The sequence below is a fragment of the Candidatus Enterococcus courvalinii genome (assembly GCF_017315945.1).
Lineage (GTDB): Bacteria > Bacillota > Bacilli > Lactobacillales > Enterococcaceae > Enterococcus_B > Enterococcus_B courvalinii.
In genome coordinates this window covers 1-25743 of sequence record NZ_JAFLWI010000002.1, presented here as the reverse complement: position 1 = coordinate 25743, position 25743 = coordinate 1, and the positions used below count along the sequence as shown (strand labels likewise).

At 37.9% G+C, this 25743-nt stretch carries 17 protein-coding genes; 4 read left to right on the top strand and 13 right to left on the bottom strand.

Translation table 11 applies throughout. From position 1 onward, the window contains the following. Positions 1 to 78: 78 nt before the first annotated feature. Positions 79 to 3762, bottom strand: a complete 3684-nt coding sequence (nifJ, locus tag JZO71_RS01020) for a pyruvate:ferredoxin (flavodoxin) oxidoreductase (protein WP_206897746.1) — start codon at positions 3760 to 3762, stop codon at positions 79 to 81. Positions 3763 to 3966: 204 nt separating this feature from the next. Between nifJ and JZO71_RS01015 the strand changes: the two genes are divergently transcribed. Further along, positions 3967 to 4482 (top strand): DsbA family protein, encoded by a 516-nt coding sequence (locus tag JZO71_RS01015; RefSeq protein WP_206897744.1) that lies wholly within the window; start codon positions 3967 to 3969, stop codon positions 4480 to 4482. Positions 4483 to 4565: 83 nt separating this feature from the next. On the opposite strand, the gene whiA is transcribed toward JZO71_RS01015, so the two are convergent. From whiA to uvrB, 7 genes are all read right to left on the bottom strand, one after another. After that, entirely contained in the window at positions 4566 to 5501 is a 936-nt protein-coding gene (gene whiA / locus JZO71_RS01010; protein WP_206897742.1) for a DNA-binding protein WhiA, read from the bottom strand. Positions 5502 to 5533: 32 nt separating this feature from the next. After that, complete coding sequence (locus tag JZO71_RS01005) at positions 5534 to 6532, bottom strand: gluconeogenesis factor YvcK family protein (RefSeq protein ID WP_206897740.1); 999 nt, start codon at positions 6530 to 6532, stop codon at positions 5534 to 5536. Beyond that, a complete protein-coding gene (gene rapZ, locus JZO71_RS01000; protein ID WP_067484287.1) occupies positions 6529 to 7413 on the bottom strand; it encodes an RNase adapter RapZ in 885 nt (294 codons plus the stop codon). Before rapZ ends, JZO71_RS01005 begins: the two co-directional genes overlap by 4 nt. 193 nt (positions 7414 to 7606) lie before the next feature. Continuing rightward, the gene (locus JZO71_RS00995) at positions 7607 to 8323 is read right to left on the bottom strand and encodes an amino acid racemase (RefSeq protein ID WP_206897739.1); all 717 of its coding nucleotides are present in this window, start codon (positions 8321 to 8323) and stop codon (positions 7607 to 7609) included. A gap of 2 nt (positions 8324 to 8325) precedes the next feature. Beyond that, a complete protein-coding gene (locus tag JZO71_RS00990) occupies positions 8326 to 9591 on the bottom strand; it encodes a D-aspartate ligase (protein WP_206897738.1) in 1266 nt (421 codons plus the stop codon). Positions 9592 to 9855: 264 nt separating this feature from the next. Further along, complete coding sequence (gene uvrA, locus JZO71_RS00985; protein ID WP_206897736.1) at positions 9856 to 12681, bottom strand: excinuclease ABC subunit UvrA; 2826 nt, start codon at positions 12679 to 12681, stop codon at positions 9856 to 9858. A gap of 16 nt (positions 12682 to 12697) precedes the next feature. Further along, the gene (uvrB, locus tag JZO71_RS00980; protein WP_206897735.1) at positions 12698 to 14692 is read right to left on the bottom strand and encodes an excinuclease ABC subunit UvrB; all 1995 of its coding nucleotides are present in this window, start codon (positions 14690 to 14692) and stop codon (positions 12698 to 12700) included. Between the two features lie 258 nt (positions 14693 to 14950). Here uvrB and JZO71_RS00975 point away from each other — a divergent pair, with 258 nt between their 5' ends. Together JZO71_RS00975 and JZO71_RS00970 are read left to right on the top strand one after the other, a co-directional pair. Then, positions 14951 to 16444: an amino acid ABC transporter substrate-binding protein/permease gene (locus JZO71_RS00975; RefSeq protein WP_206897733.1), complete on the top strand. Its 1494-nt coding sequence runs from the start codon at positions 14951 to 14953 to the stop codon at positions 16442 to 16444. A gap of 1 nt (position 16445) precedes the next feature. Continuing rightward, entirely contained in the window at positions 16446 to 17183 is a 738-nt protein-coding gene (locus JZO71_RS00970; protein ID WP_206897731.1) for an amino acid ABC transporter ATP-binding protein, read from the top strand. Between the two features lie 255 nt (positions 17184 to 17438). Here JZO71_RS00970 and dnaJ read toward each other — a convergent pair whose 3' ends face one another. The 5 genes from dnaJ to hemW form a co-directional block, all read right to left on the bottom strand. Beyond that, on the bottom strand, positions 17439 to 18611 hold the full coding sequence (gene dnaJ / locus JZO71_RS00965) for a molecular chaperone DnaJ (protein ID WP_206897730.1): 1173 nt from the start codon (positions 18609 to 18611) through the stop codon (positions 17439 to 17441). A 263-nt stretch (positions 18612 to 18874) separates the two neighbouring features. Then, positions 18875 to 20704, bottom strand: a complete 1830-nt coding sequence (gene dnaK, locus JZO71_RS00960) for a molecular chaperone DnaK (RefSeq protein WP_206897729.1) — start codon at positions 20702 to 20704, stop codon at positions 18875 to 18877. A 46-nt stretch (positions 20705 to 20750) separates the two neighbouring features. Next, complete coding sequence (gene grpE / locus JZO71_RS00955) at positions 20751 to 21314, bottom strand: nucleotide exchange factor GrpE (protein ID WP_206897728.1); 564 nt, start codon at positions 21312 to 21314, stop codon at positions 20751 to 20753. Between the two features lie 96 nt (positions 21315 to 21410). Continuing rightward, entirely contained in the window at positions 21411 to 22454 is a 1044-nt protein-coding gene (gene hrcA / locus JZO71_RS00950; RefSeq protein WP_206897727.1) for a heat-inducible transcriptional repressor HrcA, read from the bottom strand. Between the two features lie 229 nt (positions 22455 to 22683). Further along, positions 22684 to 23865, bottom strand: coding sequence for a radical SAM family heme chaperone HemW (hemW, locus tag JZO71_RS00945; protein WP_206897726.1), 1182 nt, complete (start codon positions 23863 to 23865; stop codon positions 22684 to 22686). 573 nt (positions 23866 to 24438) lie between these two features. Between hemW and JZO71_RS00940 the strand changes: the two genes are divergently transcribed. Next, positions 24439 to 25158: a hypothetical protein gene (locus tag JZO71_RS00940; RefSeq protein ID WP_206897725.1), complete on the top strand. Its 720-nt coding sequence runs from the start codon at positions 24439 to 24441 to the stop codon at positions 25156 to 25158. Positions 25159 to 25743: the final 585 nt, after the last annotated feature.

The following is a 25743-nucleotide window of genomic DNA, read 5'->3' as shown; positions in this document are numbered from 1 at the left end:
GTTACAATTTATTTTCTCGTCAAAAAAAGACTTGCTAATTTTCACCGTTGAGGCGTCATTAGCAAATCTTTTATTTCATCATTCTTGTTCTTTCCGACGTTTCGTACGTTCTTCGCGTCGCTTTGCTCGTCTTTCTTGTGCTTCAAGATCAACAGGCCGTTCTTTCCGTACACGTTTTTCTTTTTGTTCTTTCTCAGATTTATCCGAAAACGATTCAGGTTCTAACTTCGCTTTGATTTTTTCTAACTCACCAGACATCAGTGCATAACTGTAAAAGCGATTTTTTGCATCATGCACAGTTTTTTCAAATAGTTCTTTAGCCATTAGCGGATTTGTGTTTTCTAACGAAGAAAAACGAACTTGTTTACGCATAAACTCTGTCATCGTTGAAAAATCTGGTTTTTTGTAGTCCAATGTCATTGGATTTTTTCCTTTTTCAAACAAAGTTGGATTATAACGATACAATGACCAGTAACCTGAAGAGACAGCTTCTTTTGCTTCCTTGATAGATTCTTTCATCCCACCAAACAAGCCATGAGTGATACATGGTGTATAGGCGATAATCAGAGATGGTCCAGGGAATTTTTCGGCTTCTTCGAACGCTTTGATTGTTTGCATTTGGTTTGCGCCTGAGGCAATTTGTGCAACGTAAACATTATTATAAGTCATCGCCATTTTACCTAAATCTTTTTTTGCTGCATATTTCCCGCTGGCAGCAAATTTAGCAATCGCTGAAGCTGGTGTTGCTTTCGATGTTTGTCCACCAGTATTGGAGTAAACTTCATTGTCCAAAACCAAAATATTGACATCTGCGCCGCTAGCAATCACATGATCGATACCGCCAAAACCAATATCGTATGCCCAACCATCGCCACCAATCATCCACTGGCTATTTTTTACAAACAAATCTTTTTCGCGATAAATCATTGCTAGCTCTGGTACAGTTTGAAGTTCCTCTTCTATTGCAGCTTGAAGTTTTGCCGCCCGTTGTTGTGTGCCTTCACTATCAAACAAATGATTCAACCAATCTTCCATCAATCGACGTAATTCTGACGAAACTTTTGGTAAAACTTCACTCATCGATTTAGCTAAAGCTTCACGTCGCGTTTGCGCAGCCAATAACATACCATAACCAAATTCAGCATTATCTTCTAATAAGGAATTTGACCAAGCTGGCCCTTGACCACATTCATTCGTCGTATACGGCGACGCAGGCGATGCCCCACCCCAAATCGAAGAACAACCTGTTGCGTTAGCAATCATCATTCGATCTCCAAACATCTGAGTCAATAATTTCACATAAGGTGTTTCGCCACAACCAGAACAAGCACCTGAGAATTCCAATAACGGTTGGTTGAATTGCGTTGATAACACAGTATTTTTTCCTTTAACCGGATTTTCTTTTTGACGTAATGTCATAGCAAACGCCCAATTGACCGCTTGTTCTTTTTGTTCTTCGTAAGGTTTCATCACTAATGCTTTTCCTTTAGCAGGGCAAGCTTCAACACAGAGTCCACAGCCTGTACAATCTTCCACAGAAACTTGGATCCGATATTTCTGTCCATCTGCCCCTCGCATTTCGCGAACGATGAACCCTTCCGGTGCTTCTTCCATCTCTTCTTCATCTGCTAAGAATGGACGAATTGCTGCATGCGGACAAACAAATGCACATTCATTACACATGGTACAACGATCACTGATCCATTCAGGAACTTCAAGCGCTACGCCACGCTTCTCAATAGCACCTGTTCCTACTGGCATTTCACCTGCTGTCATTCCATTTCGCACTAATGTTCCTACTGACAATCCATTGCCTTCTTGCGCATTCACAGGTACGAGAATTTCTTCTACATAGCTTGACTGTTTACGAGCGACTTTTTTAGGTAATTCAAGGGTTTTCCAGCTTTCTGGAACAGTCACTTTATGAAGAAGTTCCACTGTTCGATCAATCGCTTGCGTATTTTTTTCCACGATCGTCATTGATTTATGACCATAACTTTTTAGCGCTTCTTCTTTTAAAATTGGCAAGACCTCTTCAAAATCAATAATATTGGCTAATTTAAAAAAGGCTGTTTCCATTGCTGTATTGATTCGGCGACCAAGACCTACTTCTTGTGCAAGTTTCATTGCATTGATTGTATAAAACTGAATGTCATTTTGTGCTAAATATTTTTTTAGTTTTGTTGGTAAATGGGTTTCAAGTTGTGCATCGCTCCAAATCGTATTCAATAAGAACGTCCCACCAGGTTTCAATCCCTTAACCAAATCATAACTATGCAAGTATGCTGGCGTATGGCAAGCGATAAAATCAGCGTGTTCAACTAAATAGGTCGAACGGATTGGTGTATCCCCAAAACGAAGATGTGAAACCGTCAAACCGCCTGATTTTTTAGAATCATAATGAAAATAACCTTGTGCGTACTTATTCGTATGATCGCCAATGATTTTTATCGCAGATTTATTCGCGCCAACTGTTCCATCTGAGCCAAATCCCCAGAATTTTGCTTGATACGTTGTTGGGTTCGTTAAATCAAGTGTGTCACGTTTTTCAAGTGAGGTGTACGTAACATCATCAACAATCCCAATCGTAAAGCGTGTTTTCATTTGCGATTTTTCTTTTTGTAATTCGTCAAAGACTGTTACGATTTGATCAGGAGTAACATCTTTTGAACCCAAACCATAACGTCCGCCAATAATTGTTGGACGTATTTCTGCGTCATACATCACACTTTGAACATCAAGTAGTAATGGTTCTCCGCCAGCTCCTGGCTCTTTGCTTCGATCAAGAACCGCAATTGATTTGACCGTATTTGGTAATTTTTCCAGCAAGTTTTTAACTGGGAAAGGACGATATAAATGAATATTCAAAAAGCCAACTTTACGGCCGTTTTTGTTTAGATATTCGACTGTCTGTTCAATTGTCTGAGCAACAGATCCCATGGAAATGATGATTTCTTCCGCATCTTCCGCACCATGATACGTAACCAAATCATAATTGGTATTTCTCAACTGATTGATTTCTTGCATATATTTTTGAACGATTTCCGGAAGTTTTTCATAATATTGGTTAATCGTTTCTCGTTGTTGAAAATGGATATCTGGATTTTGATTGGTTCCACTAACTGTTGGATGATTTGGATTCATTGCCCGTTGACGGAAGTTTGCTAATTTTTCTTGATTAATCAACGGAGCTAACTCATCATATTCCAACACTTCGATTTTTTGGATTTCATGACTCGTTCGAAAGCCATCAAAAAAATTCATGAAAGGAATTTCTGCTTCGATTGAGGCCAAGTGTGCAACCGGTGATAAGTCCATGACTTCTTGGACACTGCTTTCTGATAGCATGGCAAATCCCGTTTGTCTAGCAGCCATCACATCGCCATGATCTCCAAAAATATTTAACGCATTGGTCGTTACTGCTCGACTTGCCACATGAAAAACGCTTGGCAATAATTCACCAGCTATTTTGTACATGTTTGGAATCATCAATAATAAACCTTGCGATGCTGTATAAGTAGTCGTCAAAGCACCCGTTTTTAAGGAGCCATGAACCACACCAGCAGCGCCGGCTTCTGATTGCATTTCGATAACTTTAACTGGTTGCCCAAATAGATTTTTCTTTCCTGCTGCCGACCATTGATCGACTAATTCTGCCATTGTTGAACTTGGTGTAATTGGATAGATAGCAGCTAACTCGGTAAACGCATAGGAAATATATGCTGCGGCTGTGTTCCCATCCATGGTTTTCATTTTTCGCATTTATCATCATCCTTGTTCAGTTTCTCTCGAGTAATCTGCTTCATTATACCGTAAATTTGAGGGGAATAAAAATAAATTTCGAGCATTTATTCACATACTTCAACAAAACATTATTTTAATAAGAAACATTTTGTGAAATCCTTCTAAAACAAAACGCTATCTTTTTTGATTTTGAATCGGTAAAATGTGTTTGGAGGTGTTTCTATGGATATTTCAGTAATCGATGCAACAAAAACAAACAAAACAACAGGGATCTACTACGGAGATACAACAGCGCCAAAAACAACGATTGAGTTCCTCAACCTTGCTTGTCCTTATTGTAAAAAATGGTTTGAAGAATCTTTTTCAACTCTCGAATCATGGGTCCAAGAGGGTAAAGTGAATCGACTAATTAAGCTATTTGATAAAGAAAAAGAAAGTTTACAACGGGGAAACGTCATGCACCATCATATTACTGCGAACGATGGCAAAAAAGCTTTAGTAGAAATCAAACAAATTTTTGAAACACAAGAGCAATGGAAAAATCTTTCTTTAGAAGAAGTTGCGCAATACGCAAGACAAGAATTAGGATTAACTTATCAGCCAGATATGGAAAGGGCAAAAGCAATTATTGATGAAGCAAATGCTGCCCACATTCAATTTGTCCCAACGATTTTACTCGATCAAACTATTTTTGACGAAGCAATCACGTTAGATGAATTAACATCTTTACTCAACTAATAAAAAAGGTGAACCAAGACGAAATTTCGTCTTGGTTCACCTTTTTTATTAGTTGTGCAATCCATACTTTTTTACTAGAGCAATCACACAGCTTCTTCTCTCAGCTTGTCAGCAAAATCATTAATCTTTCGTATTCGATGATTGATTCCGGATTTTGAGATTGCTCCTGAAGGTATCATCTCACCTAATTCTTTCAAACTAACTTCCGGATGTTGTAACCTTAATTCAGCAATTTCTTGCAACTTTTCTGGTAGAGCATGCAAACCAACTCTCGCTTCAATGAACTCGATATTCTCAATCTGTTTAGAAGCCGCATCAATCGTCTTGTTTAAATTCGCCGTTTCACAATTAACCAAACGATTCACCGAATTTCTCATGTCACGAACGATACGAACATCTTCAAAACGCAACATTGAATTTGTCGCGCCAATCAATGTCAAAAAGTCAGCAATTTTTTCTGCTCCTTTTAAGTAGGAAATATAGCCATTACGTCTTTCAAGTGTTCGTGCATGCAAGCCATAGTAATTCAACATGTCACAAATATCTTGATTATGTTGTTCATAAATGGAAAAAATTTCTAAATGATAACGGCTCGTCTCTGGATTATTTACTGAACCCGAAGCCATAAATGCACCACGTAAGTAAGAACGCATTTTCTGTGCATTTCCCATGATTTCATCAGACACATGGCCATTAAACATCAAGCCATCCATGATATCCAAGTCCATCAATACGTTTTTCGTCCCTTGCTTCAAGCGAACGATATAGACATTATTCTTTTTTAATTTCATTTTTTTTCGAACAAGTAACTCGCTTCGAACATTATAATGATCTTTTAAAAGAGAATAGATACGTCGGGCAATCGCAGCATTTTCTGTTTGAACATTTAAAATGAACTGCTGATTGACGATGCCTAAAGAGCCGTTCATTCGCAACAAAGCAGCAAGTTCTGCTTTTGCATGTTCACGATGAACTTCTAAACCAGTCAACTCTTTTTTTACATCAGATGCAAATGACATTCTATTCTCCTCCTTTCTTTCACAATCCTAATCTAATATTTCGAGCCAAAAACTAATCGAAAAAGTTCTTCAACTACTTTTTCGCCATCATGGAACACGCCGCCATTCTTCAACTCCAAGAAATCAGTTGAAATGACACGACAGCCCTCATTTCTAAGCCCATTGAAATCATGCTGAACCTGAACAAGATACTCATCATAGACTTCAGGATCCATGTAATCTTCTGGTACTTTTTCTGTATTCACCAACACCGTATCAATAAATTTTTCATGTAAGTGTTCGTGCAATACACGTATGTGATCCGCATCAGTGAAATGTTCTGTCTCACCTTTTTGCGTCATAATGTTACAAATGTAAACAACTTCTGCCTTTGTTTGAACGATTGCTTCGCCAATTTCAGGAATAACTAAGTTTGGTAAAATACTCGTAAATAGACTTCCTGGACCAAGTACAACCATATCAGCTTCCACAATAGCATTCACAACTTTACGTGCTGCTTTTGCTACTTGATCATCTGTTGTATTTCGCACAAAGACATGGTCAATCGTTTTACGATCTAACGCAATTTTTGATTCACCAACAGCCGTTGTTCCATCTTTAAATACCGCATGGAGTGTTAACGGTGTTTCAGAGGATGGGTAAATATGCCCATCTACATGCATCATTCTTGACAGCAACTGTATCGCATCATAAGTGCTGCCTCTCATTTCTGAAACAGCTGCAATAATCAAATTTCCAATACTGTGATTAGCTAAGAACTGATCCTCTTTCTTAAAACGATATTGAAAAATATCTTCATAGAATTGGGGCATATCAGAAAGTGCAACTAATACATTTCGTAAATCACCCGGCGGTGCCATTGAAATGGATTCTCGAATGGCACCACTACTTCCTCCATCATCCGCCACTGTTACAATTGCGGTTAAATCAGCTCCTTGATTGCGCAAGCTTTTTAAAATAACTGGAAGACCAGTTCCGCCTCCAACGACTACAATTTTTGGTTTTCTAATTCGATAGGTTTTCATGTTCAAGAACGATTCACCGTCTCTTTCCGTTTATCTTTGTCACGGTGTGTAACGTTCACTTTATAATTTTCACTCAACGCTTTTGATAAACGCTCTGTTAAAGCAACTGATCGGTGTTGTCCACCAGTACAACCAATCGCAACAGTTAAACTGCTTTTTCCTTCTTTGACATAGCCGGGCAAAACAGTCTCCAACAGATGAAGAAATTGACTATAAAAATCCTCTGTTTCAGTGAATGACATCACATAATCATAAACAGGTTGATCCATTCCGGTTAATGGACGCAACTCTGGGATGTAATGAGGATTTGGTAAAAAGCGCACATCCATCACAATATCTGAATCAATTGGTAATCCGTATTTAAAGCCAAAAGAAACAAATTCAATTCGAAATCCTTGATCTTCTTGTGTCTTGAACGTAGCAATGATTTTTTCTCTTAATTGACGTGGTGTCATCGTTGTCGTATCAATCACAACAGAGGCTTGCACCTTTAGTTCATTTAAAATTGCACGTTCTTTACGGATCCCTTCGGTTACTAGCCCGTCCATTGCCATCGGATGGGTACGACGAGTCTCTTTGTAACGAGCTACTAGTTCTTCATCAGAAGCATCTAAGAACAGAATCGAAGTGTCAATGAAATCTGTATTAACAATTTCAATCAACATTTTTTGAATTTCTTCGAAGAATGAACGGGAACGTAAATCAACGCCCAATGCCATTTTTGTTACTTTTCCAGATTCTTTGATTAGTTCCCAAAATTTAGGAATCAATCGTGGAGGCATGTTGTCAATACAAAAATATCCCATGTCCTCAAAACTTTGTATCGCCACAGTTTTGCCTGCGCCGCTCATTCCTGTAATAATTACGAGTTGTAAATTTTCAGCCATCTTCACGAGCCCCTCTCTAATTGTCTTTTAAATTATATCATTCCGGGCGTATCATCGCTAGCTATATCTTCCCTAATTATGGAATTTTCATGGAAAAATAAGTTCTTGTTACAAAAAACTTGGACCAAATACCACAAATGATGATACTTGCTCCAAGTTTTTCTATCGTTAGCGATTCAATTAATTGTTACTACTATTTAGAAGTCTGTTCTCGAAATTTCTCTGCTAGCTCAATTGTTCGATCAGCTAAAATCGATTGCGCGTCAATGACTGGGTACGTATTATCCGAAACAAATTCTTGCATCAATGATAATTCGGTACACCCCAAAATGATTTTTTCACAGTTTAATCGCTTAACCACTTCTTCTAAAATTTCATAGTATAAAGCTTCATTCAAGTAGTCTGATTCTTTGATATCATGATAAATCAAATGATTGATTTTTGCTTGTAGGTTCTCATCAGGGATCACTACGTCAAAGCCTAATTGTCTCACTTCACGCTCGTAGATTCCTGCCTTCATGCTGCCTTCTGTACCCAACAGGGCTACTGAACCAGTCGTTTGTTGACGAACTAATTCATTGGCCGCTTCTCTTGGCATATGCAAGATAGGAATAGTCGTTGCTGCTTGTAGCTCATCAAAAAAATAATGTGCTGTATTACAAGTCAATACGATAAAATTGGGCTGTAGTAGGTTTTGCTTTTCAATATCATCGAGCAAATAAGGAATTGGATTTTCCTTTTCACGATCCAAAATGTAAGCAGTTCGATCAGGTACCGTTGCATGATTGAACAATACATAGTTTAGATATTCTTGGTCCTTAGTTGCATTCGTGCGGTGATTGATCAAGCGGACAAAACTTTCCGTTGCCATTGTTCCCATACCGCCCAAAATACTGAAAAAATTTTCCATGACTAGCCTTCTTTCACATGAAAGTATTTTTTGAATCGAGGAATATAGTTATGGAACATATATTTCATTAACACCCAACGTTTTAATGAACGATCGCCATCATAAAATACAGTTGTGCCAAAACGTTTTTCCTGGATCATTTTTTCTGCAATTTTTTTATCTTCATTCTCTCTTGCATATGTTAAAAAGATTTTTTTTGGTACGCCCATCCACAGTTTTGCATCCGCAGAATCTTTTGTACCATAAATAGTTTCTGTAAATGGTTCATGGAATACTCTGTCTTCGGTAACAAAACGTGCTAAATTCAGCCCATTCAACGTAACAAAGAAGCTACTACGTCCTTGGCGTAAATTAATTTCAAATAATTTATATTCACCATCACGTGGATCATACTTCATGTCAAAATTCGCAAAGCCAGTGTACTCGATTGTTTCTAAAAATTTCTTGATTGTCTGATAAATTTTTTCATTGTAATCTGGCATAATAACCACATAATTACCAATTGACGCGGGCGTTGGATCTTCCAAAAGCGGATGTCCCAAGCACATCATACGAACCTGATGATTTTCATCAACATAGGCATTTAACACACGCATGTTGCTATCATCTCCTGGAATGAAGTCTTGAACAATCATCTCACTCGTATATCCAGCTTCGTAAATTCGACCTAAAATCAAATCAAACTCTTCACGATTGTCGATAATAAATGCTTTTTTTCGTCCTTCAAATTGAACAGAAAGATACTCTACACTATTCGCTGGTTTTAACGCAACTGGAAATTCAAATGGTAACTCTTGTTCCAAACGACCATCCACTAACATTGGTTCTCTAACAATCAATGTTTTCGGATAAGGAAGTTGATATTCTTCGCAAACTTCATAGAAACTTACCTTATTGATTAACCGTTTGAATAATGAATAATCAATATACGGACAAATAAAGTATGCTGAGAGTTCTTCTTTATGCTGAGATATCAACTCTGCATATCCATCTCCACAAGCAATCAACAAATATTTTTTGCTTTGATCTGAATATTTTTCTTTTGCCAAACGTAACATCGTTTCGATAAAAACTGGATCCTTATCAAAACCAGGAATCACTTCAACACTCACAATGTTACTATAGCGGGTTGGTGCAAGTTGGTTTGAAGCATAGGCTTGGCACACTTTTCCATAAGCTTCATTAAATGAACGAGCCATACCATAGACGTTCATATCACTTCCTAATAGTATAGGAACAAATTCTTCATTTACATTACTATTCATCACAATCTCTCACTTACTCATTAATCTACTGATTCTTTATTTAACTACACAAGGAATATCATACCATAAAGAAAAAAGCAATCAAAGGAAACTCCTCCGATTGCTCAATTCTTTTTTGAACGGATTGAACTTATAGGAAGTTTTTATCTATACCAATTCAGTGTAGAAAGAACTACCTTGTAATGTATTTTAGAAGATGCTATCTAAAAAAACAAGTGTTTTATCATCTTTTAAAGTTTTTTTAACCATATCACCATTTTTTAATTTTTAGACCTTTTCTTCCATTACTTTTTCTAGATATCGTCCAGTATAACTATCTTTTACTTTAACAATATCTTCCGGTGTCCCAGTGGCTAAAATCGTTCCGCCACCATCGCCTCCTTCAGGTCCCAAATCAATGATATAATCCGCAGTTTTGATGACATCCAGATTATGTTCGATCACCAATACTGTATTTCCTGCATCCACTAGACGTTGCAAAACATCTAGCAAACGCGCAATATCATCTGCATGTAGCCCTGTGGTCGGTTCATCGAGAATATAGAAGTTCTTACCATTGGATATTTTATGCAATTCACTGGCCAATTTCATCCGTTGCGCTTCTCCACCGGATAATGTCGTCGCTGGTTGCCCCATCGTAATATAACCCAATCCGACATCCACGATTGTCTTTAATTTACGATGAATCTTAGGAATGTGTTGGAAGAATTCTACAGCATCTTCAACAGTCATTTCTAAAATATCAGCAATATTTTTCCCTTTGTACCGTACTTCTAATGTTTCAGAATTGTATCGTTTTCCATGACATACTTCACAAGGAACATAAACATCAGGTAAAAAGTGCATTTCGATTTTGATGATTCCATCACCACGACAAGCCTCACATCGGCCGCCCTTTACGTTAAAGCTAAAGCGTCCCTTTTTGTAGCCACGCATTTTGGCTTCATTTGTTTGTGCAAAAAGATCACGAACATCATCAAAGACACTTGTATACGTTGCTGGGTTACTTCTCGGTGTACGACCGATGGGGCTTTGATCGATATCAATGATTTTTTCGATACTATCATAACCAGAAATCGTTTTGAATTTACCCGGTTTAGCTGAATTTCGATTCAATTTTTGTGCAAGAGCTTTTTTCAAAATACCATTGACTAAGGTACTTTTCCCAGAGCCAGAGACACCAGTGACCGCTACAAATTCTCCTAGCGGAAACTTCACTGTCACATTTTTCAAGTTATTTTCTGCTGCTCCGGTAATTTTAATTGCTTCCCCATTTCCTTGGCGGCGTGTTGTTGGTACAGCAATTTTCTTTTTCCCTGATAGGTATTGTCCTGTTAATGAATGCGGGTCCTTCGCAACTTCTGCAGGTGTCCCCGCTGCAACGATTTGACCACCTTGCTCACCAGCACCTGGTCCTACGTCAATCAAATAATCCGCTGCTCGCATCGTATCCTCATCGTGTTCCACAACAATCAAGGTATTGCCTAAATCTCTCATTTTCTTCAGTGAGCCAATCAAACGATCATTATCACGTTGATGTAACCCAATTGATGGTTCATCTAAAATATACAGAACACCAGAAAGATTTGACCCAATTTGGGTAGCTAAACGGATTCGTTGTGCTTCCCCACCAGATAATGTTCCAGAAGCCCGACTCAAGGTTAAGTATTCCAACCCAACATTTTCTAAAAATGATAATCGATCATTCACTTCTTTTAAAATCGGTTTAGCAATCATCGCTTCTTGTTCAGACAATGTTAGCCCTGAGAAGAAATCAACTGCTTTTTTGATGGATAATTCATTTGTTTCGCCAATGTTTGTTCCGTTGATTTTGACAGATAACGCTTGCGGATTCAAACGTAATCCTTTACATGTTTGACAAGTTAATTCCGTCATGTATTGACGCATTTGCTCTCTCGTAAAATCACTACTTGTTTCTTGATAACGACGAGCAATATTCTTTAACACACCCTCAAAAGATGCTTCGACATCACGCACACCACCAAAATCATTTTCGTAATGGAAATGGAATAATTCATCTGTCCCATTCAAAACAATTTCTTGATGTTCTGTTGGTAACTCATCAAACGGTGTATTCATATCAATTCCATAACTTTCACACGCCTGCGCCAACATTTGAGGATAATATTGCGAACTGATTGGGTTCCATGGAACAATGGCTCCTTCAGCCAAAGTCTTGGCACGATCAGGAATAACTAAATCTTGGTCAACTTCTAGTTTCAAACCAAGTCCGTCACAATCTGGACAAGCTCCAAATGGCGCATTGAATGAAAATAATCGTGGCTCCAATTCGCCAACTGTAAACCCACAATAAGGACATGAGTAATGTTCACTGAATAACATTTCTTCTTCGCCAATCACATCCACCAGTGCATAGCCATCTGCCAAGCGTAATGCTGCTTCAAAAGAATCGAACAAGCGTGAGCGAATACCTTCTTTCACCACAATTCGGTCAATAACGATAGCAATGTCATGCTTTTTGTTCTTTTCCAGTTCGGGAACCTCAGTAATATCAAAAGTATCCCCATCCACTCGTACTCGGACATAGCCTTCTTTTTGAATTCGTTCAAACACTTTTTTATGCTGTCCTTTTTTCTTTGCAACAATTGGTGCTAAAATTTGGATCTTTGTCCGTTCTGGTAACTCTAACACTTGATCTACCATTTGTTCAACCGATTGACTGGTGATCTCAATGTGATCATTAGGGCAAATTGGGTGACCCACACGTGCAAAAAGCAAACGTAGATAATCATTGATTTCCGTTACCGTTCCCACCGTCGAACGAGGATTTTTACTTGTCGTTTTTTGGTCAATCGAAATCGCTGGACTTAAGCCATCGATGCTGTCAACATCTGGTTTATCCATTTGCCCCAAAAATTGACGAGCATAAGCGGAGAGACTTTCGACATAACGCCGTTGTCCCTCTGCATAAAGTGTGTCGAAAGCTAAAGAGCTTTTCCCAGAACCAGATAACCCTGTAATTACTACAAATTTATCTCTTGGAATTGTTACATCTACATTTTTTAAATTGTGCGCTCTGGCGCCATGAATAATAATTTTATCGTTAGCCATCTTGTCCTCCTGCTCTTTACTCAGCTGCCTTCAATTCTAAAATCGTATCGCGTAAATTAGCGGCAGCTTCAAAATCTAAAGCTTTCGCAGCATCTTTCATTTCTTTTTCCAATTTCATCAGTAAATCAGCTTTTTCTTTTCGACTCATTTCATTATAAGAAACTTGAACTGTTCCTTTGGCATCATCTTTTGCCTCTTTCGTAATAGAAATCAAATCACGAATTTCTTTAATAATCGTTTTTGGTACGATTCCATGTTCTTCATTATATGCTTCTTGTATCGAACGTCTCCGTGCCGTTTCGTCCATTGCCGAACGCATCGAGTCCGTTACTTTATCAGCATACATGATTACTTTTCCTTCTGAATTTCGTGCTGCACGCCCAATTGTTTGGACAAGCGAACGCTCACTTCTCAAGAACCCTTCCTTATCCGCATCTAAGATAGCAACCAATGAAACTTCTGGAACATCTAATCCTTCACGCAATAAGTTGATCCCTACTAAAACATCAAACTCACCTAAACGTAAGTCACGAATAATTTCCGTTCGTTCAAGAGTTTTAATATCACTGTGCAAATATTTAACTTTGATACCAAGCTCTTTAAAATAATCTGTCAAGTCCTCAGACATTTTTTTCGTCAATGTCGTTACAAAGACACGTTCATTTTTCTCTACTCGGTCATTGATTTCACCAACCAAATCATCAATTTGGCCCATGATAGGACGAACTTCAATCACTGGATCTAATAAACCGGTTGGACGAATAATTTGTTGGATCACTGTATCTGTTTGCTCATGTTCATAAGGTCCCGGTGTAGCCGAAACATAGATGATTTGATGGACATGTTGCTCGAATTCTTCTAATCTTAACGGTCGATTATCAAGTGCTGAAGGCAATCTGAATCCATAATCAACTAACATTTGTTTACGCGCCCGGTCACCATTATACATTCCACGAATTTGTGGCATCGTTACATGTGATTCATCAATGACAATCAAGAAATCTTCTGGGAAGAAATCAAGTAACGTATAAGGTGGCTCCCCTTCTTTTCGGCCATCCATATGTCGGGAATAGTTTTCAATGCCTGAAGTGTAACCCATCTCCAGCATCATTTCGATATCATAGTTTGTTCTTTGTTCTAAGCGTTGCGCTTCTAGTAACTGATTATCGTCTCGTAACACTTTTAAGCGCATCTCTAGTTCGGCTTTGATGTTAGCAACCGCCTGTTCCATATGTTCATCATTTGTCACGAAGTGAGTAGCAGGGAAAATAGCAACGTGCCCTGTTTCTCCAAGCACCTCGCCAGTTAGCGCATCTACTTCACGAATTCGTTCGACTTCGTCTCCAAAAAACTCAACTCTCAAAGCACGTTCGTCACGTGAAGCCGGAAAAATTTCCACCACGTCACCGCGCACTCGGAACCGACCGCGCTGAAAATCAATATCATTTCGTTCAAAATTGATCCCGACTAAATTCCGAATCAATTGATTACGATCAAGTTCTGCACCTTGTCGAATGGAAACAACTTGTTTCTGATATTCAAACGGCGAACCTAATCCGAAAATACAAGAAACAGAGGCAATCACAATTGTATCGTTCCGCTCTAAAAGGGAACTCGTAGCCGAATGACGCAGTTTATCAATCTCGTCATTGACACTCGAATCTTTTTCAATATAAGTATCACTAGATGGAACATACGCTTCTGGTTGATAGTAATCATAATAAGAAACAAAATATTCAACCGCGTTTTTTGGAAAGAATTCTTTAAATTCTCCATATAATTGTCCAGCTAAAGTTTTATTATGTGCAATAATCAATGTTGGTTTATTTACTTCCTTAATCACATTTGAAATCGTATAGGTCTTCCCCGTACCGGTTGCACCTAATAAGATTTGCGCTTTTTTCCCACCAACCACACCATCCACTAATTGGCGTATTGCTTCAGGTTGATCTCCTGCTGGTTGGTACTTCGAGACAAGCTCAAATTGTTGAGAGGTATCTCTTTCAATCATTTTTCGTCCCCCTTTTCATTCATTCCTTTTCATTTTATGACTTGCAAAAAGAAAAGGAAAGCAAAGGCATTCCTTACTAAAAAATTATAACACACCGAACATACTTTCGCCACTCCTTTACCTCAACATCTTATGTCACAAATTCTTACATGAGATGTTAGATTTTATCGTTTTTTTCATTTTTTTAAGCTTCAGAACTTGTCTGATTCATTACTTTTCACCTATAATAAATAGATATTGAGAATTTAGGAGGTAATTATGAAAAGAAAGCATTTATTCTACTCGTTCATTTTCATAATGGTAGGATTTATCACACTTGCAACTAGTAATCCTGCCCATGCAGAAACAAACAATACGGAATCAAGTACCGCCGAGTCGATGCAGATGGCTCAGCCGAAAAAAGACAAATACGTCGTTGCTAGCGACTCTGCCTTTGCACCATTCGAGTTTCAAAACACGGACGGTAAGTATGAAGGAATCGATGTTGAGTTAATGAAACAGATTTCCGAGCTTCAAGGCTTCAATATCCAAATGGACTATCGCGGATTTTCCGCTGCATTACAAGCGTTAGAGTCTGGACAAGCGGATGGCATGATTGCCGGAATGACCGTCACAGATGAACGTAAGCAAAGTTACGATTTTTCTGATACTTATTTTGATAGCGGAATCCAGTTGGGCGTAAAGCAAGGCGATACATCAATCAAATCCTACAAAGATTTAAAAGGGAAAACAGTTGGCGCCAAAGTTGGAACCGAAAGTGCTGAATTTCTGAGCAATCATGAAGAAGAATATGGCTATAAAATCAAGTACTTCGACGCTGCTGATCAATTATATGACGGTTTGAAAGTTGGTGCGATCGACGCAATCATGGATGACTATCCTGTTCTTGGTTATGCTATCAAACAAGGTCAAAAAATTGATACCCCAATGCCAAAAGAATCTGGTGGTAAGTATGCCTTCGCAGTTAAAAAAGGTGAAAACCCTGAACTTTTAACGATGTTCAATGAAGGTCTTAAAGAGCTAAAGCGTACAGGCGCCTATGACAAAATCATCGATAAATATGTAGCTACTTCAAATGAGTCAGCAGACTCAACGAAAGACGAATCAACAATCATCGGTTTAATCAAAAACAATTACAAACCATTGTTACGTGGTTTTTGGATGACAATCGTTCTTGCTCTAGTCTCTTTCGCTTTAGCACTAGTAGTGGGTGTCATTTTTGGATTATTCAGTGCTTCACCTATCCGCGTACTACGCACGATAGCAAGCATTTACGTTGATGTCATCCGTGGAATTCCAATGATGGTACTTGCCTTCTTCATTTTCTTTGGCTTACCTGGAATCGTTGGATTTACAATTCCTGATTTCATTGCAGGCGTTATTACATTGACATTAAATGCGAGTGCTTATATTGCAGAAATCGTTCGTGGCGGTATCAATGCCGTTCCTGTCGGACAAATGGAAGCTTCAAGAAGCTTAGGTTTGTCTTATAACCGGACAATGCAAAAAATCATCTTGCCACAAGCAATTCGAATCATGCTCCCTTCATTCGTTAACCAATTTGTTATCTCCTTGAAGGATACAACAATCATCTCTGCAATCGGAGTTGTCGAATTACTACAAGCTGGTAAAATTATCGTTGCTCGCACCACACAAAGTACGTATGTTTACTTGATTATCGCAGTCATGTATTTAATTTTGATTACTGCTTTAACAAAATTAGCGAAAGTTTTAGAAAAGAAGGTGAAGTAAGATGTCAGAAAAAATCTTAGTTGAACATCTTGTAAAAAAATATGGTGACAATACCGTATTAAACGATATCAACGTCTCAATCAACGAAGGTGATGTTGTTTGTATCATCGGCCCTTCTGGTTCAGGAAAAAGTACTTTTCTACGCTGTTTAAATCGTCTAGAAGAGCCAACGGACGGGGACATCATCATCGACGGCGCTCACTTAATGGATAAAAACACAAATATCAATCTTGTTCGTCAACATATCGGAATGGTGTTCCAACACTTTAACTTGTTCCCTCACCTTTCTGTTTTAGAAAATATTATTCTTGCGCCAATGGATTTGAAAAAAGAAACTCGCGAAGAAGCAGAAAAAAAAGCCATCAAGTTATTAGATACAGTTGGCTTAGCTGACAAAAAAGATATGTCACCAGAAATGCTCTCCGGCGGACAAAAACAACGCGTTGCGATTGCCCGTGCATTAGCAATGAACCCAGACATCATGCTTTTTGATGAACCAACCTCTGCGCTTGATCCAGAGATGGTCGGGGATGTTTTAAACGTCATGAAAAAACTTGCGAAACAAGGAATGACGATGGTTATCGTTACTCACGAAATGGGCTTTGCCAAAGAAGTTGCTAATCGCGTCATGTTCATTGACGGCGGAAACTTCCTTGAAGACGGAACACCTGAACAAATTTTTGAAAATCCACAAAACGAACGCACAAAAGATTTCCTAGATAAAGTTTTAGATATTTAACAAAAGAACTTGAAACAGTTTCAAAACATGAAAAAGCATTGATCAAATCTTGAACAAGATTTGGCCAATGCTTTTTTGATTCGTATTTTAGAAGAACTGCTCGTTACTGGGCTCTTCTTTTTATCACTTTTACTGTTCATTGCCAAAGAAATTACGAGTGTATCGGCAACTTTGTTTGTTTTCAAAAAATTTACGACATGAAACGTATAAGCAATAAAACGGTGAAGGGACCCACTTGTCTCCTTCACCGTTTTATTATTTACGCTTTTTTCCGCCAAAAGCATCCTTCATCTTATCGAAAAAACCATCTTCTTGTTGTTCTTCGACTTTCATTCCACCTGCTTCAGCAAATGAGCGTAACGCTTCTTTTTGTTGTTCATTTAAGTTCTTCGGCGTGATTAGTTTCACTTTCACGTGTTGATCACCTGTTGCGCCACCACGTAGTTTAGGTGCACCTTTTCCGCGAAGACGGAAGTTTGTTCCTGTTTGTGTCCCTGCTGGGATTTTTAATTTAACATCCCCGTGAACAGTTGGAACTTGAACTTCATCTCCTAAAGCTGCTTGCACAAAACTTAATGGTAATTCGTAATAGATTTCCGAACCATCGCGATCAAAAATATTACTTTCTTCCACACGAAAGACTACATATAAATCACCAAATGGCCCACCGTTTTCACCTGCTTCACCTTGGCCAGCTAAACGCATTTGTTGTCCTTCTTCGACACCAGCTGGTACATTTACTTTCACAGAGTGAGCTTTCTTTTCATGACCTGATCCATGACAAGTTGGACATGGTTCTTTGATTTCTTTTCCGGTACCGTGACACACATCACACGTTTGACGACTCATCACGCGCCCTAGTGGCGTTTGACGTTCAACATTGATTGTTCCTGAGCCATGACATTTTTGACATGTAATTGGTTCCGTACCTGGTTTTGCGCCATTTCCATGACAAGTGTGGCAAACTTCTTCACGGTTATATTTGATTTCTTTTTCAATACCAAAGATTGCTTCCTCAAAACTCAAATCAATTGTGTATTGCAAATCAGCTCCTTGGCGAGGTGCCGTTGGATCGACTGAACGACCTCCGCCTCCTCCAAAGAAAGAGTCAAAGATATCTTCAAAACCACCGAAGCCACCTCCGCCTCCAGAGAACCCGCCAAAACCACCGAAGCCGCCTCCGCCTCCAGCGCCATAATTTGGATCTGTCCCAGCATGACCGTATTGATCATACGCAGCCCGCTTTTGCGGATCACTTAAAATTTCATAAGCCTCAGATACTTCTTTAAATTTTTCTTCTGCATCTGCTTCTTTGTTAATATCAGGATGATATTTCTTAGAAAGTTTACGATAAGCTTTCTTTATTTCATCTTCTGAAGCCCCTTTTGAAATTCCTAAGACTTCATAATAATCACGTTTCGTTGCCATAGGCTTTCCTCCTATTGGTTCTAATACATCAAATTCACATCGCTTGTAATCATATCACATTTTAGTTGAAACCAAAACTGCTACATGCATTCTTTCAAAAGAAAAAGACTGTGGCAAAAAGTCGAATCGACTTTCCCCATAGCCTTCTCTTTTTTACGAATAGGTAGACAGTCCAGAAAAGATGACTTTAGCTGAATCTCTACAGATGCCAGCTAAGTCCAACTTTCCTGTTCCGGTCTACTCCTAGCACACTAGGGAACTAATTATTTGTCGTCACCGTCGACTTCTTCAAAGTCAGCATCAACGACATCGTCTGCTCCGCCTTGTGCTGCTTCAGGATTTTCTTGCGCTTGTTGTTGTGCAGCTTGTTCATATAATTTAACTGTTAAGTTTTGAACGATTTCGTTCAAAGTATCACGTTTTGTTTTCATTTCTTCAATGTTATTTGCTTCAACTGCTGCTTTTAATTCATCGCGAGCTGCTTCTGCTTTTTGCACTTCTTCTGCGTCTACTTTACCTTCTAATTCTTTCAATGTTTTATCAACTGAGAATAATAAAGCATCTACGTCATTGCGAAGATCCACTTCTTCTTTACGAGCTTTATCAGCTTCTGCATTAGATTCAGCATCTTTTACCATACGTTCGATTTCATCGTCTGATAAACCTGATGAAGATTTGATTGTGATTTTTTGTTCTTTTGAAGTACCTAGATCTTTCGCTGATACATTGACGATCCCGTTTTTGTCAATATCAAAAGTAACTTCGATTTGAGGGATACCACGTGGTGCTGCAGGAATATCAGTTAATTGGAATCTTCCTAATGTTTTGTTATCAGCAGCCATTGGACGTTCACCTTGTAAAACATGAATATCTACAGCTGGTTGGTTATCAGCAGCCGTTGAGAATACTTGTGATTTACTTGTTGGGATCGTTGTATTACGATCAATCAATTTAGTGAAGACTCCACCCATTGTTTCAATACCTAATGATAATGGTGTTACGTCAAGTAAAACAACATCTTTTACATCACCAGTAATAACGCCACCTTGAATTGCTGCACCCATTGCAACAACTTCATCAGGGTTTACTGATTTATTTGGTTCTTTACCAGTTTCTTTTCTTACAGCTTCAACAACTGCAGGAATACGAGTTGAACCACCAACCAAGATAACTTCATCAATTTCAGATTGTGATAAACCAGCATCTTTTAATGCTTGGCGTACTGGAATTTTTGTACGTTCAACTAAGTCAGCTGTCAATTCATCAAATTTTGCACGAGTCAATGTCATTTCTAAATGCAAAGGTCCTGCTTCGCCAGCTGTGATGAATGGTAAGCTGATTTGAGTGCTTGAAACACCTGACAAATCTTTTTTCGCTTTTTCAGCAGCATCTTTCAAACGTTGTAAAGCCATTTTGTCTTGACCAAGGTCTACGCCGTTTTCTTTTTTGAATTCTGCAACCATGTAATCAATGATTTTGTTATCAAAGTCATCCCCACCTAAATGGTTGTCACCAGCTGTTGATAATACGTCAAAGACACCATCACCTAATTCAAGGATCGATACGTCAAATGTACCACCACCAAGGTCAAATACTAAGATTTTTTCATCGCGGTCTGTTTTATCTAAACCATAAGCTAAAGCTGCTGCTGTTGGTTCATTGACAATACGTTCAACTTCCAAACCAGCAATTTTACCAGCATCTTTTGTTGCTTGACGTTGCGCATCATTAAAGTATGCAGGAACAGTAATAACTGCTTTTTCAACTTTTTCACCTAAATAATCTTCAGCAAAACCTTTGATATATTGAAGAATCATTGCAGAAATTTCTTGTGGTGTGTAAGATTTCCCTTCCACTTCTACTTTATATCCAGGTTCGCCGATGTGACGTTTGATTGATGAAATTGTATTTGGGTTAGTTACCGCTTGACGTTTTGCCACTTCACCAACTTGGATTTCACCATTTTTAAATGAAACTACAGAAGGTGTTGTGCGGTTTCCTTCTGGGTTTGCGATGATTTTTGCTTCGTTTCCTTCTAATACAGCAACTGCAGAGTTTGTTGTACCTAAGTCAATACCAATAATTTTAGTCATATTAACGTCTCCTCATTAAATAAAATTTATTTTATAGTTGCACGAATTACTGCGCGACAATGACCATCGTTGGTCTTAATACGCGATCGTGTAATTTATATCCTTCTTGCAAAACTTCCACAATCGTATCTGCCGGCACCTCATCAGATGCAGGAACAGTTTGGACTGCTTGGTGAAGCATTGGGTCAAATGTTTCGCCTTTTGCAGGAATTTTTTCGATTCCTTCTTCTTTAAGTGCAAAACGAACACCTTCTAATACCATTTCAACACCTTTTTTCAAACTCGCACCTTGTTCATCTGAAACTTCTGTTGCTAGTGCTCGTTCTAGGTTGTCAATTGAAGGCAATAATTTTTTAGCTAAATCTTGTGAACGATATTTTTGCAATTGTTCACGTTCATTTTTTCCGCGATTGGCCATATTGGCAATTTCAGCTCGGGCGCGTAGGAATTTATCTTCCATTTCTTCTAAGTCAGCTTTCAAGTTGACGATTTCAACATTTTCCGCTTCAACTTCTGAAACACCTGAGTCTTCCGCAGCTTCTGTATCGACTTCCAAATCTTGCTGGATGTCTTTTAATTCTTTTTCTAATTCCTCTTGGTTTTCTTTCACGATACAGTCTTCCTTTCATTATTCAGTCAGCTGTCTTGATTGTTCATACTAAAAATCAGATTAGCTGCTATCAATCTTAGAAATGCGGACTTACAATCATGAGCCAGACAAATCAAGCAAACGATAGTAATCAGCCAGCTTATTTGCTAATTCTTTTCGATAGACATCAACCAAACCAAACATTCGTGAATAAGGCATGCTTGTTGGTCCGAGTAAAGCAATGGTCCCTCGACCATGTCCATCAATTTCATAACTTGCTTGAATCATACTCATATTTTGTAGCAAATCATTACCTAATTCAGAGCCAATCTTAATATGGATATTACTATCCATTGGAACAATCATTTGAGTAAGTTCGTCGGAATCTCTCATTAAAGAAAACATCGACTTAAACTGATTCAAATCCTGATGAGGTTCATAATCAAGTAGATTCATTTGTCCACTCACATAAATTTTATCTTCAAATACTTGACCTAAAACAGCCTCAAATAAATAAGAGATACCTTCCGTTGATTGGAAATATTTATGTAAGATCATTGGGATCTCTGTTCGTAATTTTTGATAAACCGTCATTAGTGGATCACCCACCAAGCGGTCGTTCACAAGCCGAACCATTTTTTCTAAATCTTGACTCCCCAGATTTGCTGGAAGAGTAAATACCTGGCTTTCAACATTGCCTTTATCCGTCACCACGATAGCAATAATTTGCCGATGGTTTAACGGTACGATTCGGAAACCAGTTAATCGGCGATCTTTCACTTCTGGTCCCAACGAGAATGTCGTATAGCTTGTCAGTTCAGATAAAATTTCAGCTGATTGACGAATGATTTCGTTGATCTCATGAAATTCTTGCCCTAAAGACTGCCTAATCACTTGCAAATCATCATTTGTTACACGAGTTGGTTTTAATAAATAATCCACATAGTAACGATATCCCGCCGCAGATGGAATTCGACCAGAGGAAGAATGAGTTTTTAATAGTAGTCCGTCTTCTTCTAGCGTCTTCATATCGTTACGAATCGTCGCTGAGCTTGCTTCAATTCCCTCAGCCATTAGCGTTTTGGAACCAACGGGTACGCCACTACTCGTATAGTTTTGGATGATCAGACGCAAAATATCACTTTGACGCTGTGTTAACATCTTCCATCACCTCTCATTAGCACTCCTATCTTCTAAGTGCTAACCCACTTACTAATATAACAAGCCACCTGCTTTCTGTCAAGAAAAACACATCACTTTTTAGCACTCTCTCACCCCGAGTGCTAACGATAGGTTTTATTCAAAGAAAAGCGAGAAATCAATGTTTGTTTGACTTCTCACTACGCAATTATTGTGATTTTTTTTTTATTTAATTAAATTTAAACAATTTTTATTCATTAATTTCCGTTTTTGGTAACAAAAATTTTTCAAACACTTCGTTCCCTAAAAATGTACCTTTAGAGGTTAAATAAATTCTTTCATCCGTATTCACCAACAAGTCGTCTTTCACTAACGTATCCAGCGTTGACTGGTAGAGTGACTCTATCGTTTGCTGATAACGATCATAAAAATGTTGTTTACTGATTCCGAATTTTTTACGTAAACCCAAAAACATTTCCTCTTCAATCTGATTGTTTCGTGATAATTTTTCTTTCTCTAAAATTGGTAAATTTCCTTCACGCAGCGGACGTAAATAATGTTGGATTGGTCCTTTATTTCGATAACGTGTTTGATCTAGATAACCACTTGCCCCTGCACCAAAACCAAAGTAATGATCATTGTTCCAGTACATTAGATTGTGTTGTGATTCATGACCAGTCAGCCCAAAATTACTGATTTCATATTGATGACGACCATGTTGTTCCATTGCTTCAATCGTTTCCTCAAACATCTGCGTTTCTGTTTCTTGATCAGGCAACTCCAATCGCCCTTGTCTCACCCAATTCATGAACATCGTTTTGTTTTCCAAAATCAATGAGTATAAAGAATAATGCGGTAAATCTAGCGCTAGTGCTTTCTCCAATGTATCACGATAATTTTCAAGTGTTTGTCCAGGCAAAGCATAAATCAAATCGATACTTACATTAGAGAAGTTTTCTGCTTCTAAAAATGACATTGTTTGGTATACATCTTCTGCAGTATGTTTCCTACCAATTTTCTTTAACAAACGATTATCAAATGTTTGGACTCCCATAGATAAACGGTTCACATCATAATTTTTCATGACTTGTAGTTTTTCACGAGTTAAATCACCTGGATTCGCTTCAACAGTAAATTCCTTTCCAGATCGAAAAGGTAAAATATCGCGGGCACCTGCTAACAAACGATCTAATTGTTGTGCAGACAGTGAAGTTGGTGTGCCCCCACCAATATAAAGTGTTTCTAAATCAGCTATAGGATGTTTCTCCATCATCAATTCCATCTCTTTTAGTAACATTTCGACATACTCATCAACTGGTTGTCCCTCTAAAAAAACTTTATTGAAGTCACAGTAATAGCAGATATGCTCGCAAAATGGAATATGGATATACGCAGAAGTTTTGTGTTCTGCGGAATTAGTTGTTTCATTCATTAATTTTCTTTCTCCTTACATCGAAAAGTCGTACCATTTTTCGACCTTCTTTTCGACCACTCTTATAAAAGCATACTAACTGTAATTGGGGAACAAATCCACTAAAAAATCCAAGAATCGACTTCTTGGATCACTTTTTTCTAAATGAAGATTTGACTCTAAATCATTTTTCTATCAGTATTCATTTTTAACAAAATTCAATAATGAACGTTTTTTCACCTCATACAACGAATGGACTCCGCCAACAAAATATACCAAGCTACTTATATTATGAATCTACTAATTAAAAATTAGCCTCTTTCCTTTATTAAGCAATCAATTATTTTTTTATTCATTTTGATTAACTCCCTTTACATTAAATCTATCTATCAACAACATCTTCATCCATCCTTTCGTTTCTATTTTATTCTATAAACACGAAATCTTTCTCTCAACATTTACCGTTGCTTTGTGAACAAAAACTGACTATATATTATTTTTTTTCGTAACATGACCTAAGCAAATTCAGACACTTGATACGAAATATGATCTATTATGTTATACTTTTAATAACATAAATTTGGAGATGATTTTATGAAAAAAATAAGTCCTATTTTGCTTTCTGCTGCCTTGGCCTTGCTTTTAGTTGGCTGCAGTCCTAAAAAAAAACATACTAAAAAAGCTACAAGCAATCCTAATTTATCAACCACAACTATAAGTTCAGCTGTTTCTTCAAGCACTATGGTCAGCACAGCACAAAATTCCAACACCTCAACAACAAGTAGTTCCTCTACTCAAGTGACTTCTTCTCTGGTAGAGTCTCAAACGAATGAACCAGCAATTACTTCAACTAATCCTAGTGAACAACCATTCACTGACACAAGCTCTTCCCAAGTAACTCAAGCGGATCCTCTAGCTGGTTATTCTGACTTGCAAATTGAGTACGCACGTGTTTGGTTAACGTTCATGGGTGCTGCTATGCCAGATGATTTTGAATTACATGTTCACCTTAGTCCAGCAGGTCAGCCAATTGACCCTTATGACAATGGAAGTCTTACTTATCCAACTGAAACAGTTACTCTTTCTGGGAAATATTCGTATCAGGGACTTGTTGTTTATGCAAGTAATCATGATGGAACGGTTACACGTTACCCCACACCTTCACACTGGCAAATGCCTGCGGATAAAGCAAATGATCCAGAAGCGATTCGTGCATTGACACAGAATATTCTTGATCGAGCAACCGTCGTTCCTATTCCAACCGGTGATTCAGAACAAGTAAAACGATTGATTGCTGTTACAGTGATTGATTGAGGAAGAACTGAACGATCTTCCTATGATCAACGAATTAGTTAATATCTAACTACATCAACAGATTATTTTAATTGTTGATGGTCTTTACTTTGAGATCTTAGACCTGACGAATAGTATCGCAAAAAAACAGCTATACACTTTTCAAAAAAGATTGAAGAAATTAAATGTCACAACATCGAACAATACATGATTGAAGTTAAAGCTATTGAAGCAGTACATTTTAAAATAGATTGAGGGATATTATTGAAGAATAGAAATTTGTTGGTCATAAGTATTATCTTAATCCTCGGCTCTAATATAGGTTTTGTCACCCTATCTGATCTTGCAAAATCTGTCTGGGTTACACTTGCTTTTATTGGTAGCTGCTTGTTTTTATACACTTGCATAAAACGTAGTCTAGCTTTAAAAAAACACTTATTTTTACTTTTCTAATTGTCGCTACTTTTTTAGTATCAAATTTTTTTCTCGATAATTCTGCCTTACTGGTATATTTCGCTAATATTTTAGTTGGCAGTCTGCTCGTTTATTCATTAGAAAAAAATTACAGCGGACGTAAATAATAAAAAAAGCCCAACCCACTTTATA

What these genes read in the sequence shown, in the direction of transcription:
- JZO71_RS00940 (WP_206897725.1), top strand. Translation starts at nt 24,439, where the DNA reads ATGAAAAAAATAAGTCCTATTTTGCTTTCTGCTGCCTTGGCCTTGCTT.
- dnaJ (WP_206897730.1), bottom strand. Translation starts at nt 18,611, where the DNA reads ATGGCAACGAAACGTGATTATTATGAAGTCTTAGGAATTTCAAAAGGG.
- JZO71_RS00970 (WP_206897731.1), top strand. Translation starts at nt 16,446, where the DNA reads ATGTCAGAAAAAATCTTAGTTGAACATCTTGTAAAAAAATATGGTGAC.
- JZO71_RS01015 (WP_206897744.1), top strand. Translation starts at nt 3,967, where the DNA reads ATGGATATTTCAGTAATCGATGCAACAAAAACAAACAAAACAACAGGG.
- uvrA (WP_206897736.1), bottom strand. Translation starts at nt 12,681, where the DNA reads ATGGCTAACGATAAAATTATTATTCATGGCGCCAGAGCGCACAATTTA.
- rapZ (WP_067484287.1), bottom strand. Translation starts at nt 7,413, where the DNA reads ATGGCTGAAAATTTACAACTCGTAATTATTACAGGAATGAGCGGCGCA.
- JZO71_RS00995 (WP_206897739.1), bottom strand. Translation starts at nt 8,323, where the DNA reads ATGGAAAATTTTTTCAGTATTTTGGGCGGTATGGGAACAATGGCAACG.
- uvrB (WP_206897735.1), bottom strand. Translation starts at nt 14,692, where the DNA reads ATGATTGAAAGAGATACCTCTCAACAATTTGAGCTTGTCTCGAAGTAC.
- nifJ (WP_206897746.1), bottom strand. Translation starts at nt 3,762, where the DNA reads ATGCGAAAAATGAAAACCATGGATGGGAACACAGCCGCAGCATATATT.
- dnaK (WP_206897729.1), bottom strand. Translation starts at nt 20,704, where the DNA reads ATGACTAAAATTATTGGTATTGACTTAGGTACAACAAACTCTGCAGTT.
- hemW (WP_206897726.1), bottom strand. Translation starts at nt 23,865, where the DNA reads ATGAATGAAACAACTAATTCCGCAGAACACAAAACTTCTGCGTATATC.
- JZO71_RS00975 (WP_206897733.1), top strand. Translation starts at nt 14,951, where the DNA reads ATGAAAAGAAAGCATTTATTCTACTCGTTCATTTTCATAATGGTAGGA.
- whiA (WP_206897742.1), bottom strand. Translation starts at nt 5,501, where the DNA reads ATGTCATTTGCATCTGATGTAAAAAAAGAGTTGACTGGTTTAGAAGTT.
- hrcA (WP_206897727.1), bottom strand. Translation starts at nt 22,454, where the DNA reads ATGTTAACACAGCGTCAAAGTGATATTTTGCGTCTGATCATCCAAAAC.